Origin of the sequence: Paracoccus sp. (in: a-proteobacteria) (assembly GCF_030538655.1) — a bacterium.
Taxonomy (GTDB): domain Bacteria; phylum Pseudomonadota; class Alphaproteobacteria; order Rhodobacterales; family Rhodobacteraceae; genus Paracoccus.
The window spans coordinates 102,583-115,593 of the sequence record NZ_JAUNTO010000007.1 but is presented as its reverse complement, the minus strand read 5'-3'; the positions used below and the strand labels follow the sequence as shown (position 1 = coordinate 115,593).

General features: G+C 64.1%; 14 protein-coding genes. 8 read left to right on the top strand and 6 right to left on the bottom strand.

Annotated elements, in window-relative coordinates; translation table 11 throughout:
• Window position 1: 1 nt before the first annotated feature.
• From Q4G22_RS06950 to pyrH, 3 genes are all read right to left on the bottom strand, one after another.
• Window positions 2-1,033 (bottom strand): cysteine synthase A, encoded by a 1,032-nt coding sequence (locus Q4G22_RS06950; protein ID WP_303385174.1) that lies wholly within the window; start codon window positions 1,031-1,033, stop codon window positions 2-4.
• A gap of 144 nt (window positions 1,034-1,177) precedes the next feature.
• Entirely contained in the window at window positions 1,178-1,963 is a 786-nt protein-coding gene (locus Q4G22_RS06945) for an ion transporter (RefSeq protein ID WP_303385173.1), read from the bottom strand.
• Between the two features lie 3 nt (window positions 1,964-1,966).
• Window positions 1,967-2,701, bottom strand: a complete 735-nt coding sequence (gene pyrH / locus Q4G22_RS06940; protein ID WP_303385172.1) for a UMP kinase — start codon at window positions 2,699-2,701, stop codon at window positions 1,967-1,969.
• A gap of 76 nt (window positions 2,702-2,777) precedes the next feature.
• Between pyrH and miaA the strand changes: the two genes are divergently transcribed.
• Both miaA and Q4G22_RS06930 read left to right on the top strand, forming a co-directional pair.
• Window positions 2,778-3,659 carry a tRNA (adenosine(37)-N6)-dimethylallyltransferase MiaA gene (gene miaA, locus Q4G22_RS06935; RefSeq protein WP_303385171.1) on the top strand — a complete coding sequence of 294 codons (882 nt, stop codon included), beginning with the start codon at window positions 2,778-2,780 and terminating at the stop codon, window positions 3,657-3,659.
• Window positions 3,660-3,786: 127 nt separating this feature from the next.
• Window positions 3,787-4,896 carry an AraC family transcriptional regulator gene (locus tag Q4G22_RS06930; protein ID WP_303385170.1) on the top strand — a complete coding sequence of 370 codons (1,110 nt, stop codon included), beginning with the start codon at window positions 3,787-3,789 and terminating at the stop codon, window positions 4,894-4,896.
• A gap of 93 nt (window positions 4,897-4,989) precedes the next feature.
• On the opposite strand, the gene Q4G22_RS06925 is transcribed toward Q4G22_RS06930, so the two are convergent.
• Genes Q4G22_RS06925 through Q4G22_RS06915 form a run of 3 tightly spaced genes read right to left on the bottom strand, consistent with a single transcriptional unit; the run spans window position 4,990 to window position 7,139 of the window.
• Window positions 4,990-5,946 (bottom strand): methyltetrahydrofolate cobalamin methyltransferase, encoded by a 957-nt coding sequence (locus tag Q4G22_RS06925; protein WP_303385169.1) that lies wholly within the window; start codon window positions 5,944-5,946, stop codon window positions 4,990-4,992.
• Between the two features lie 10 nt (window positions 5,947-5,956).
• Window positions 5,957-6,838: a methylenetetrahydrofolate reductase gene (locus tag Q4G22_RS06920; RefSeq protein WP_303385168.1), complete on the bottom strand. Its 882-nt coding sequence runs from the start codon at window positions 6,836-6,838 to the stop codon at window positions 5,957-5,959.
• Window positions 6,839-6,857: 19 nt separating this feature from the next.
• A complete protein-coding gene (locus Q4G22_RS06915; protein ID WP_303385167.1) occupies window positions 6,858-7,139 on the bottom strand; it encodes a virulence factor in 282 nt (93 codons plus the stop codon).
• 229 nt (window positions 7,140-7,368) lie between these two features.
• On the opposite strand from Q4G22_RS06915, the gene Q4G22_RS06910 reads away from it, so the two are divergent.
• The 6 genes from Q4G22_RS06910 to Q4G22_RS06885 all read left to right on the top strand — a co-directional run bounded on the left by Q4G22_RS06910 (window position 7,369) and on the right by Q4G22_RS06885 (window position 12,829).
• Window positions 7,369-8,490 (top strand): Ppx/GppA phosphatase family protein, encoded by a 1,122-nt coding sequence (locus Q4G22_RS06910; RefSeq protein ID WP_303385166.1) that lies wholly within the window; start codon window positions 7,369-7,371, stop codon window positions 8,488-8,490.
• The gene (locus Q4G22_RS06905; RefSeq protein ID WP_303385165.1) at window positions 8,490-9,248 is read left to right on the top strand and encodes an RlmE family RNA methyltransferase; all 759 of its coding nucleotides are present in this window, start codon (window positions 8,490-8,492) and stop codon (window positions 9,246-9,248) included. The genes Q4G22_RS06910 and Q4G22_RS06905 overlap by 1 nt, the downstream gene beginning before the upstream one ends.
• Window positions 9,232-9,489, top strand: a complete 258-nt coding sequence (locus tag Q4G22_RS06900) for a DUF6522 family protein (RefSeq protein WP_303385164.1) — start codon at window positions 9,232-9,234, stop codon at window positions 9,487-9,489. The genes Q4G22_RS06905 and Q4G22_RS06900 overlap by 17 nt, the downstream gene beginning before the upstream one ends.
• Before the next feature lie 336 nt (window positions 9,490-9,825).
• The gene (ahcY, locus tag Q4G22_RS06895) at window positions 9,826-11,214 is read left to right on the top strand and encodes an adenosylhomocysteinase (RefSeq protein WP_303385163.1); all 1,389 of its coding nucleotides are present in this window, start codon (window positions 9,826-9,828) and stop codon (window positions 11,212-11,214) included.
• Between the two features lies 1 nt (window position 11,215).
• Window positions 11,216-12,394: a methionine adenosyltransferase gene (metK, locus tag Q4G22_RS06890; RefSeq protein WP_303385162.1), complete on the top strand. Its 1,179-nt coding sequence runs from the start codon at window positions 11,216-11,218 to the stop codon at window positions 12,392-12,394.
• Between the two features lie 240 nt (window positions 12,395-12,634).
• Window positions 12,635-12,829: a hypothetical protein gene (locus Q4G22_RS06885; RefSeq protein ID WP_303385161.1), complete on the top strand. Its 195-nt coding sequence runs from the start codon at window positions 12,635-12,637 to the stop codon at window positions 12,827-12,829.
• Window positions 12,830-13,011 lie beyond the last annotated feature (182 nt).

Sequence of the window (13,011 nt, the reverse complement as noted above, 5' to 3'; positions counted from 1 at the left end):
ATCAGTCCTCGTAAACTTCGGGCATCACGGGCTTTTCAGCGACCAGCCATTCCGGCACCGGCAATCCTTTGGCGCGCAGAAATTCCGGGTTATACAGCTTGCTCTGATAGCGTGAGCCGGAATCGCACAGCACCGTCACGATGGTGTGGCCCGGCCCCATCTCGCGCGCCATGCGGATCGCACCAGCGACGTTGATGCCCGACGATCCGCCAAGGTTCAGCCCTTCGTGTTCGGCCATATCAAACAGGATTGGCAGCGCCTCGGCATCGCTGATCCGCCAGTTGAAATCAGGGGTAAAGCCTTCAAGATTGGCGGTGATGCGCGACTGGCCGATGCCTTCGGTGATCGAGGTGCCCGGCGCGTCAAATGCGCCCGTGGTATAAAAGGAATACAGCGCCGCGCCCTCGGGGTCGGCAAGGCCGATCTTCACCCCCTTGGGCTGCAAGGCCATCCCAACCCCGGCCAGCGTCCCGCCCGAGCCGACGGCGCAGACGAAACCATCCACCTTGCCGCCGGTCTGTTCCCAGATCTCTGGCCCGGTGGTTTCCAGATGCGCCTGACGGTTGGCCACATTGTCGAACTGATTGGCCCAGATAACGCCATTAGGTTCGGTTTTCGCCAGCGCCTCGGCCAAGCGGCCGGAATAGCGGACATAATTGTTCGGGTTTTTATAAGGCGCGGCAGGCACTTCGACCAGGATTGCCCCCGCCAGCCGCAGCATGTCTTTCTTTTCCTGACTTTGGGTTTCAGGAATGACGATCACCGATTTGAACCCCATCGAGGCCCCCACCAGCGCCAGCCCGATGCCGGTGTTACCCGCCGTGCCCTCGACAATGGTGCCACCGGGCTTCAGCGCACCGCGCGCCACCGCGTCGCGGATGATATACAATGCGGCGCGGTCCTTGATCGACTGGCCGGGGTTCATGAATTCGGCCTTGCCCAAAATCTCGCACCCGGTTTCCTCGCTGGCGCGTTTCAGCCGGATCAGCGGCGTGTTTCCGATGGCGGCGGCAAGATCCTGACAGATGCGCATGGTGGGGTGACCTTTGTTAATGGCGTTTCGCCCCTGATTACACGCCGCCCGCATCCGGGGGCAAGCCCGGCGACGGCTCCATGCGCCGGGCAGATCACCAGACGATCACCGAAGGGTCTTACCCCAGACAAGAAACCGGGACCGTCAGTCGGGTGATTGATCGCGCCGGGCAAGCTGTTTTTCGATCGCGGTCAGCCGGGCCAGAACCTGATCGCGATAAGCTTCGGTCGCTTCGCTTTCTTCTTCCTGATGCGCCTCTTGCATGGAGTTCACGATAAGACCCACGACAAGGTTCATCACCGCGAAGGTGGTCACAAGGATGAAGGGCACAAAGAACAGCCAGGCATAGGGATAGCTTTCCATCACCGGACGGACGATGCCCATCGACCAGCTTTCCAGCGTCATGACCTGAAACAGCGTATAGGCTGAATTGCCCAGATCGCCGAACCATTCAGGAAAGGCGGTGGCAAACAGCTTGGTCGCGATGACGGCGCCGACGTAGAAAATGATCCCCATCAGCAGGAAAACGCTAGCCATGCCGGGCAGCGCGGCCAGAAAGCCTTCGACCACGCGGCGCAGGCGCGGTGTGACCGAAACGACCCGCAACAATCGCAGCACCCGCAAGGCGCGCAGGACAGACAAGCCCTGCGTGGCAGGCATCAGGGCAATGCCGACCACGACGAAATCGAACAGGTTCCAGCCATCGCGGAAAAAGCGCCAGCCGCTGGCGAACATCTTGGCTGCGATTTCAGCCACAAAGATCGTCAGGCACAGCATATCCAGCGCCAGAATCAGCGGCCCCGCCTGTGCCATGATCGTGCCCGAGGTTTCCAGCCCCAGCACCAGCGCGTTGAACAGGATTACGCAGGTGATGAACATCTGCGCAGCTTTGCCATAAATGATCTGGCCGATACGGTCGCGCAAGCCCATCTGTCAGATATGCACGCGGGTATAGGTGCCCTGCCCCGACAGGATCGAGCGGAAGCCGCCCGGTTCGTCCAGCGAAAACACGATGATCGGCAGGCGGTTGTCGCGGGCCAGCGCGATGGCGGATGCGTCCATCACCCCCAGATGCTTTTGCAGCACCTCGTCATAGGTCACGTCGTCATAGCGTTTGGCATCGGGGAATTTCTTGGGGTCTTTGTCATAAACGCCATCGACCTTGGTGCCCTTGAAGATCGCCTCGCAGCCCATTTCATTGGCGCGCAGCGTGGCGGCGGTGTCGGTGGTAAAATATGGGTTGCCGGTGCCGGCGGCAAAGATGATGATCCGTTTCTTTTCCAGATGCCGGACGGCGCGGCGGCGGATGTAGGGTTCGCAGACCTCATCCATGCGGATGGCGGAAATCACCCGGCAGTGCAGGCCCTTGGCCTCTAGCGCGGATTGCATGGCCAGCGCGTTCATGACGGTAGCCAGCATCCCCATATAGTCGGCGGTGGTGCGCTCCATCCCCTGCGCGCTGCCCTGAAGGCCGCGGAAGATGTTGCCGCCGCCGATGACCATACACACCTCGACCCCCATCTTGGCGACCGATTCGACCTCGTTGGCGATGCGGGCGACGGTGGGCGGATGCAGGCCAAAGCCCTGATCGCCCATCAGCGCCTCGCCGGAAATCTTCAGCATGACGCGGTTATAGCTGGTGGGCCGTGCCCCGTTGGAATCTGTCATCTTTCTGGCCCCCTGTGTTTCCTTGGGCGGGAAAATGTCGCAAAACCGGCGCGGGTTCAACCGGGCGCAAGGTGACATGACGCAACAGTTTCCCCAAATCCCGTCCGACAGGCACCTGCTGATCGCCGGTCCGACGGCCAGCGGCAAGTCGGCGCTGGCCCTGGCGGTCGCGCAGGCGCAGGGCGGGGTGATCGTGAATGCCGACGCCTTGCAGATCTGGGCCTGCTGGCGGGTGCTGACCGCGCGCCCCTCGCCTGCCGAGGAAATGCAGGCGCCGCATCGGCTGTATGGGCATGTCGCGCCGGGGCGGGCCTATTCGGTGGGCGACTGGCTGGCCGATGTGCGTGCGCTGGTCGCGGACGGGCAGCGGCTGATCGTGGTCGGCGGCACCGGCCTGTATCTGACCGCGCTGACCGAGGGGCTGGCCTGGGTGCCGCCGGTGCCGCCCCAGATTCGCGCGGCAGGTGATGCCCTGCTGGCGGGCGACGGCGGGCTGGCCGCCATGGTCGCCGCGCTGGACCCGCTGACGCGCGGGCGGATCGACTGCCTGAACCCGGCCCGCGTCCAGCGCGCGTGGGAGGTATTGCAGGCCACCGGGCGCGGTCTGGCGGAATGGCAGGCCGACACGCCGCCGCCGCTGATCGGGCCGGATGCCGCCACGCGCCTTGTCTTGCAGGCGGATCGCGACTGGCTGGCGGATCGGATCGAGCGGCGGTTCCACACCATGATGGCCACTGGCGCGCTGGACGAAGCGCGGGCCATGCTGCCGCTTTGGGATCAGCGCGCGCAATGGGCGCGGGCCATCGGCGCGCCCGAGCTGATCGCGCATCTGCGTGGCGAACTGACGCTGCCCCAAGCAACCGAGCGCGCGATCATCGCCACCCGTCAATACGCCAAATCGCAGCGAAGCTGGTTTCGGGCGCGAATGAAGGGTTGGCAGGACTGGCCGGTCGGATGACGCAAGGTTCCCACTGCGTCAGGAAGGCAACAGCCCCAAAATCATTGACATTTTCTGCAACTAATACTTTGTGATCCGCATTTGATCGGCAATAATCCGCCGAAGACGGTGCAATCACAGGTTGTCAATGGCCATGCATACACCCGGCGCAGGTCGCATCTTTTCCGGCGGTGGGTGGCCCTTTACCCCCAGCCGGTTCAAAGGGCTGACCCAATCCGGTGTCAGCCTGCCCGCCGAACAGGTCGGCAGTGGCAGGCTTGCACGTGCCAACATTACCGCCGGTTACATCCCCGAGGGGCGGGCGCTCTATCCGCGCGCCGTGCCTGCCGCCGTGGTGCCGCCCGAAACAAACGCCGATCACGACAGCATGGCGGCGGTTTTGCCGGTGCAGGACCGCCCCCTTGCGCAGCATCCGGTGCCACGCCTGAACGGGCTGCGCCTGCTGCCGCTTGAGGGGTTCATCTGGGGCGCGCGCAGCACGCCGCCGCAGCCGCGCACCCGTGTCGATCATGTGCTGATCTGGGTGACGGGCGGCGCGCTGCAACTGGATTTCCCGCGCCGCCGCCTGATCCTTGGTCCCGGCTCGGTGCAGTTTCTGCCGGCCGGCACCGGCTTTGCCACGCTGCCCTTGGGTCAGGCGCGGGGCCATGTGCTGTTGTTCGGGGCTGATCTGTGCACCGACCTGACACCTGCCCTGCCAAGCCACCCGGTTCTGGGCAGCATTGGTGACGAAGCCCATGCCTTGCAGGTCACGCTGTCGGATCTGGCGGTGGAAACGGCCCGCGACACGGCGGATGCCCGTGCCGCCGTGACCTGCCATCTGGGCCTGCTGGCGGTGCGGCTGTCACGGCTGGACCCGCCTGCCCGTCAGCCTGCGGCACTGACACACAGCCTGCCGAATTTGCCGCTGGTGGATCGTTTTATGCAACTGGCCGCCGGTGAACTGGGCGGCGGGCGAACCATCGGGGAGCTGGCCGATGCCCTTGGCGTCAGCACTGCCACGCTGGATCGCGCCTGCCGTCAGACACGCGGGCGGCGGGCGATCGAGCTGATCCACGATCTGCGCCACGAAACCGCCGTTCACCTGCTGCGCGACACGCGCCAACCTCTGACAGAAATTTCCAGGGATCTGGGCTATACCGGACTGGCCCATTTCACCCGCGCTTTTGTCGCGCGCACAGGGCGCCTGCCCCACAGTTTCCGCAGGCCCGACGCGGAACCGGACAGCGCGGGCTAACCCGGCACCCAAACCGCGCGCCCCGCAAAAAGGGCGGCCACCCAAGGATGACCGCCCCCAGCATATCGGCTCAACGGGTCAGCCCCCCATCACTCAGCCCCGACGACGCCCGCCGCGACGGCCCGCACTGGCGGGGGATGCCGCCTGCGCGGCCTCGGCAAAGGGGGTGCCAGCGTGGACCGCCTCGATCACGCGCGAGAATCTGATCCAGTCGCCGCCGTTCGGGTCGTGGTTCATCAGCATGTTGGCGGCCTTGATCGCCTCCATCTCGGCGGGGCGGACCGGGTTCATGATGGCGCTGGTCATGCCCGCGCCAATGGCCATCGGCAGAAAGGCGGCGTTGATCCCGTGCCGATTGGGCAGGCCAAAGCTGATGTTCGACGCGCCGCAGGTGGTGTTCACGCCCAGTTCGTCGCGCAGGCGGCGCACCAGCGCGAACACCTGCTGCCCCGCCGTCGCCATCGCGCCCACCGGCATCACCAGCGGATCAACCACGATGTCATGCGCCGGGATACCAAAGTCAGCGGCGCGTTCGACGATCTTTTTCGCCACGGCAAAGCGCACGTCCGGGTCTTCGCTGATGCCGGTGTCATCGTTGGAAATCGCCACCACCGGCACATTGTATTTCTTGATCAGCGGCAGAACCAGTTCCAGCCGGTCCTCCTCGCCGGTGACGCTGTTGACCAGCGGACGGCCCCTGGCGACGGCCAGCCCGGCCTCAAGCGCGCCGGGCACACTGGAATCGATGCACAAAGGCACATCGACCAACCCCTGCACCAGTTCGATCATCTGGCGCATCAGCGGCGGTTCGGTTTCGTTCGGATTGGGGTTGCTGTTGTAAACGACGCCCGCGTTTATATCCAGCACCGCCGCGCCGCAGGCGACCTGTTCCAGCGCGTCCTTTTCGACGGTGGAAAAATCCCCGGCCTCCAACTCGGCCGCCAGCTTTTTGCGGCCCGTGGGGTTGATGCGTTCGCCGATAACGCAGAACGGCTCGTCAAAGCCGATGGTGACGGTTTTCGTGGCGGATTCCAAAACGGTGCGGGTCATGATGCTCCTTTCAATCGGCGCTGGCGCGGGCCAGCCAGTCGGTGCTGGCGGTAATCCCGCCCAAGGGGAAGATATGCGCGGCGATCACCGGGAAATCCGGGTTCGCGGCCTTGTGCCGGGCCAGCGCGGTGACGAAATCGGTCGGCTCATAAGGGGTCAGCAGCTTGGTCACGTCGCGGGCGCGGCGTTGCAACACCCGCAAAGACGGGCCGACACCGCACATGATGGCGAATTTCAGCATGGTTTGCAGCTTGGCCGGGCCAGCGACGCCGATGCGGATCGGCATGTTCAGCCCCGCGGCCTGCAACCGTGCGGCCCAGTCGATCACCGGCTGCGCCTCGAAACAGAATTGCGTGACGATCTGCATATCCGCGCCGGTGCGTTCGGCGAAATCGGCCTTCCAGCGCAGGGCGCGCATCACCTCGGCCTCGCCGCCAGCGGGGTCGATGTCGCGGTTGCCCTCGGGGTGGCCGGCGACGAACAGCGTCTTGAAGTCGCCAAACAGGCCGGTGTCCAGCAATTGCATCGAATCGGCGAATGCGCCGCGCGGGGCACCCAGACCGCCGCCCAGCAACAGCACCTGATCGGCCCCGGCATCGCGATAGGCGGCGACCCAATCGGCCAGCGCGGGGCGATCCGGCACGATCCGCGCCGGGATATGCGGCACCGGGGCCATGCCCTCGGCCGCCAGCCGGGCCACGGTGGCCTGCATATCCGCCGGGGCGGTGCCATCGATATGCGCGACGAACACCTGCGTGCCTGCGGGCAGGATGGCGCGGAAATCAGCCACGCCGGCAGCCGTGCGCGGCATCACCTCGATCGAGGCACCTTGCAGAAAATCAGCCAGCGGCACATCGGCGCGGGAAGTTACTCGGAATGGCATCAGCGACATCCTTAACGGGCCTTTCGGATCAGGTGGCAAATCCGTCGCGGGCAATCAGCGCCCGCAGACGGTCATCGTCGTAATCTGCCTCGATCCGGGCGGCTTCGGCCTGCGGGTCGTCGCCCGGCACAGTCACGCGACGCCATTCGTTCAGATACGCGTCGCTGCCGGACAGACCCGCCTTCATGGCCGCGCGGTCGATGGCCTTTTCGAACCGTTCGGCCAGAATGACGCGCTGCGCCGACCGCCCTTTGCCCAGAGTGACCTGAGCAGGAATGTCGCGCCAAAATACCAGCGTCAGTTCGGACATGCGGTTCCCCCTTGTGCCCCCCACCTAATCGGCTGCCGCGCGGCCCTGCGTGTCAGTTGCGACCATGGCGGGGAATTTGCGACCTGCGCCGCCGTTCTGACGTTTTTGCCGCAGACCCGCAACCGCCCCGGCCATGAAACCTTTTCATCACTTTGTTGAACCGCACGCCCTTGAAGGCCGCCCCGCCAGCCGCTACGTTTTCATCAACTTGAGATCGGAGGGCGTTGCGATGGCGCCCAGGCGTCCCGCGGGTGCGGACGCGTTCCCGAAATCCACGGTCGAGCCTTCTGGCACCCGCAACCCCGAGGACGGGCAGCTTTATGCTGCGCTGGACCTTGGAACAAATTCGTGCCGGATGCTGATTGCGCGACCGCGTGGCAATCAGTTTCAGGTTGTGGACAGCTTTTCCAAGCCCGTGCAGCTTGGTCATGGGCTGGAGGCTTCGGGGCGTCTGTCCCGCAGTTCGATGGCGCGCACCGTTCACGCACTTCAGGTCTGCCGCCGCAAGCTGGAAACCCATGGCGTCAGAAAGATGCGGCTGGTCGCGACCGAGGCCTGTCGCCGCGCCCATAACAGCCGCGACTTTCTGCGCATGATCCGCCGCGAAACCGGCCTGCCGGTCGAAATCATCGAGGCCGAGGAAGAGGCGCGGCTGGCCGTCATTTCCTGCGCGCCGCTGGTCAGCCGTCAGACGGAACAACTGCTGGTCGTGGATATTGGCGGCGGGTCAACCGAACTGGTCTGGATCGACCTTGAAGACGTGGACCCGGTGCGCCGATCCCGCGCCATTCTGGCGCTGGCCGACGGGTTCGACAAGCCGCAGCCCGGCGGCGCGCGGGTGGTGGACTGGATCAGCGTGCCCTTGGGCGTGGCGACGCTGCGCGACCAGTTCGCCGATGTCGAGGACGATCAGGGCCGCTTTGCCCTGATGAGCTGGTATTTCGAGGAAATGCTGTCCGGCTTTGCGCCCTATGCCTATGACACCCCGTCGCCCGCGTTTCAGATCATCGGCACATCCGGCACGGTGACGACGGTGGCCGCCAGCCATCTGGGCCTGCGCCGCTATGACCGCAACAAGGTGGATGGTCTCAGCATGACCAGCGATCAGATCGACAAGGTGATCCGCTCTTACCTGACGCTTGGCCCAGAAGGCCGCCGCACGGACCCGCGCATCGGGCGCGAACGTCACGCGCTGATTATGTCGGGCGCGGCGATCCTGCAAACCCTGATGCGCATCTGGCCCACCACGCGGCTGTCGGTCGCCGACCGCGGCCTGCGCGAAGGGTTGCTTTACGCCCAGATGGCACATGATGGCGTGCTGACAACGGACGGAATAGAGGGAACAGGCTGATGACGACAACCGGCAAGGGCAGCCGCACGGGCAAATCATCCGGGCGCGGGCAGCGTGACCTGCGGGTGCGGGTAAAAACCGCCAAGGGGCGCAAGCTGTCGTCGAAACTGTGGCTGGAACGGCAGTTGAACGACCCCTATGTGGTGCGGGCAAAGCGCGAGGGCTATCGCGGACGCGCGGCCTTCAAGATACTGGAACTGGATGACAAATACGGCTTTCTGAAACCCGGCGCGCGGGTGGTCGATCTGGGCTGCGCGCCCGGCGGCTGGTGTCAGGTGGCCGTGGCCCGCGTGAATGCCCTGGGCGAAAAATCCGGCAAGCCGCGCGGCACCGTTCTGGGCGTCGATCTGCAAGAGGTGGACCCGATCGCCGGGGCCGAGATTCACCAACTCGATTTTCTGGAAGATGGCGCCGACGATAAGGTCAAGGCGTGGCTGGGCGGGCGCGCCGATGTGGTCATGTCCGACATGGCGGCGGCCAGTTCCGGGCACAAGGGCACCGACCATCTGCGCATCGTGGCCTTGGTCGAGGCGGCGGCACAACTGGCCTTTGACGTGCTGGAACCGGGCGGCACCTTTATCGCCAAGGTGCTGTCAGGCGGGGCGGAAACCGAGATGCAGGCCATTCTGAAACGCAACTTTGACAAGGTTGCCAACGTCAAACCCCCGGCCAGCCGCAGCGATTCCAGCGAAAAATTCGTGGTCGCCACCGGATTCCGCGGCCGTGGCAAGGACGAAAACGATGACGACGCAACCTGACCTGCCCCCCTTTACCGTAGACGCGGCCATTCCCGCCGCCGCCTTTGACCTGACGCAAACCGAATTCCGCGATCTGATGCGCGCCGGACAAATTGCCACACGTTGCGAACGCGGCGAGGGGGCGGATGTCGGTCGCTGGCGATTGCTGTTTCAGTATGGATCGCGCGTATGTCGGCTGACGGTCAACGATGTGGGCGAGATTCTCGGCCAGTCACGCTTTGATCGCCCTGCGCAGCCATAAGTGCGCACAATACAGGATGTTTTGGGCTGTCATTTGCGCTATGCGCAAAAATGTTGTTATGTGACGGGAAAACAAGCAAAAATTTTGAGAACTTGAAAACGAATCTGGGCAAACGCCGGTATTCGTGGGGCTGACGTTAGCAGATACTGCGCTTATTCCCCGTCACATCGCCCGTATAACGAGAAATCTTACACCGTCCAACCTGTCCAATTGGACATATATTGCATTTCGCGCAGATTACACTGCACAAAAGGGGCGGCTGGCCATTACCTCTTTCGGTTGCGGGCCTGTTGGGCTATGCCCTGCGCGAATGATCCGACAGGACAGGAGCCTTCTGTGACCGACCATATTATCCGCGACATCAGCCTGGCCGAGTTTGGCCGCAAGGAACTGGACATTGCGGAAACCGAGATGCCGGGCCTGATGGCGTTGCGGGCGGAATACGGTGACGCACAGCCGCTCAAGGGCGCGCGGATCGCGGGCAGCCTGCATATGACGATCCAGACCGCCGTGCTGATCGAAACGCTGGTGGCCCTTGGGGCGCAGGTGCGTTGGGCGTCGTGCAATATTTATTCGACCCAAGATCACGCGGCGGCGGCGATTGCGGCCTCGGGCGTGCCGGTCTTTGCGATCAAGGGCGAAACGCTGGCGGAATACTGGTCCTATACCGACCAGATTTTCCAGTTCGACGGCCATGCCAACATGATTCTGGACGATGGCGGCGATGCGACCATGTATATTCTGCTGGGCGCGCGGGTCGAGGCGGGCGAAACCGGCCTGATCGAAACGCCCACCTCCGAGGAAGAAGAGGCCCTGTTCGCGCAGATCAAACGCCGCCTTGCCACCAGCCCCGGCTGGTTCACCGCACAGCGCGACGCCATTCAGGGCGTGTCCGAGGAAACCACAACCGGGGTGCATCGCCTGTATGACCTGCACAAGCGCGGCCTGCTGCCCTTCCCGGCCATTAACGTTAACGACAGCGTAACCAAGTCGAAATTCGACAACAAATACGGCTGCAAGGAATCGCTGGTCGATGGCATCCGCCGCGCGACCGACGTGATGATGGCAGGCAAGGTCGCCGTCGTCTGCGGCTATGGCGACGTCGGCAAGGGCAGCGCCGCCAGCCTCGCAGGCGCGGGCGCGCGGGTCAAAGTGACCGAGGTTGACCCGATCTGCGCCCTGCAAGCCGCGATGGACGGGTTCGAGGTCGTGCTGCTGGAAGACGTCGCCGCCACCGCCGACATTTTCGTCACCACCACCGGCAACCGCGACGTGATCCGCATCGAACATATGCGGCAGATGAAAGACATGGCCATCGTCGGCAACATCGGCCATTTCGACAACGAAATTCAGGTCGCCAGCCTGCGAAACCACAAATGGACCAATATCAAGGATCAGGTGGACATGATCGAAATGCCCTCGGGCAACCGCATCATTCTGCTGTCCCAGGGCCGCCTGCTGAACCTTGGCAATGCGACCGGCCACCCGTCCTTTGTGATGTCGGCGTCGTTTACGAACCAGGTGCTGGCGCAGATCGAGCTGTGGACCAAGGGCGACGACTACGCCCCCGGCGTCTATATTCTGCCCAAGGCGCTGGACGAAAAGGTCGCGCGCCTGCATCTGGACCGCATCGGCGTCAAGCTGACCGAACTGTCGCCCGAACAGGCCGACTATATCGGCGTCACGCCGCAAGGCCCCTTCAAATCAGACCATTATCGTTACTGACATGACCGAATATTCCCTGTTCACATCCGAATCCGTCTCGGAAGGTCATCCCGACAAGATCGCCGATCAGATCAGCGACGCCGTTCTGGATGCCATCATCGCCGAAGACCCGCGCGCGCGTGTCGCCTGCGAAACCATGGTGAAAACCGGGGTCGCGATCATCTCGGGCGAAATCACCACATCCGCATGGGTCGATCTGGAAAGCATCGTGCGCGGCGTCATCAACGACATCGGCTATACCTCGTCGGATGTGGGGTTCGACGGCAATACCTGTTCCGTCATCAACATCATCGGCAAACAGTCGCCCGACATCAATCAGGGCGTGGACCGCGCCAGCCTTGAAGAACAGGGCGCGGGCGATCAGGGGCTGATGTTCGGCTATGCCTCGGACGAAACCGATGTGCTGATGCCCGCCCCGATCACCTATGCCCACCGCCTGGTCGAGCGTCAGTCACAGGCGCGCCGCGACGGCACCCTGCCCTGGCTGCGCCCGGATGCGAAATCGCAGGTGACGTTCCACTATGACGATCAGGGCCGTCCCGCTGGCGTGGATGCCGTGGTGCTGTCCACTCAGCACAACCCCGACATCACCCTGGCCGATCTGCGCGAGGCGGTGATGGAACATATCATCCGCCCCGTGCTGCCCGCCGAGTGGCTGTCGGATCGGACCAAGTATTTCATCAACCCGACCGGCACCTTTGTCATCGGCGGCCCGGTGGGGGACTGCGGGCTGACCGGGCGCAAGATCATCGTGGACAGCTATGGCGGCATGGCCCGCCACGGTGGCGGGGCGTTTTCCGGCAAAGACCCGTCCAAGGTGGACCGTTCCGCCGCCTATGCCGGGCGCTGGATCGCCAAGAACATCGTCGCCGCCGGTCTGGCGAAGCGCTGTGAAATTCAGGTCAGCTATGCCATCGGCGAGGCGCAGCCGACCTCGATTTCGCTCAACAGCTTTGGCACCGGCCGCGTGGCGGATAGCCGCATCGTGGCCGCCGTGCGCGAAGTGTTCGACCTGCGCCCCTTTGCGATCATCCGCGATCTGGACCTGCTGCACCCGATCTATCGCCCCACCGCCAGCTATGGCCATTTCGGGCGCCAGCCCTATGCGCTGAACGGGGCGACTGCCTTCAGTTGGGAACGCACCGACAAGGCCGAGGCGCTGAACGCGGCGCTGACCTGACGCAACGGCGGCCCGAAAAGGCCGCCGTTTTTCGTTGCCCCCTGCCCCGCGACGACGCCCCAGCCTTGGCCCCCAAAGACCCGCGGTGCGCGACAGCGACCCCTCCGCCGCCGTCCCATGCGCCCGCAGCAAAAGGGCAAGGCGTCCTTTCTGGCCGGGCGGAGCGTGCTCGCCCCCACCGGCATCAGCATCTGGCCCCTGAAATCGACGACTGCTGCCCCAACCGCTGACGGCCCGAACATGACAGCGGCATCCCGCTGCGCGGCGTCGGCGTGCTGCGCCTTTGCCATGCTGATCCGCTGGCTGGCCAAGGCCGGGCGCAACCTGAGCCGCACCGGCAGGCGGATCGTGGACCGGATGCCCATCCTGCGATCCGTCTATGCGGGTGAACGCAGATCGCGGAAACCATTCAGCCCCATCCTAGGCACGTTTTGACCGCGCCGGCGTGGTCGAATATCCGCACAAAGGGAGGAATCTGGCCCTTGTCAGACCCAGCCAAAGGCGACATCACCGCGCCGGACAATCAACCGATGCTGGCGCCGGTCATGCCGACTACCCCAAACCCGGCCACCCTCTTTCTGCGAATGTTCCCGCCAGCAACATGCGTTTCGGGACAC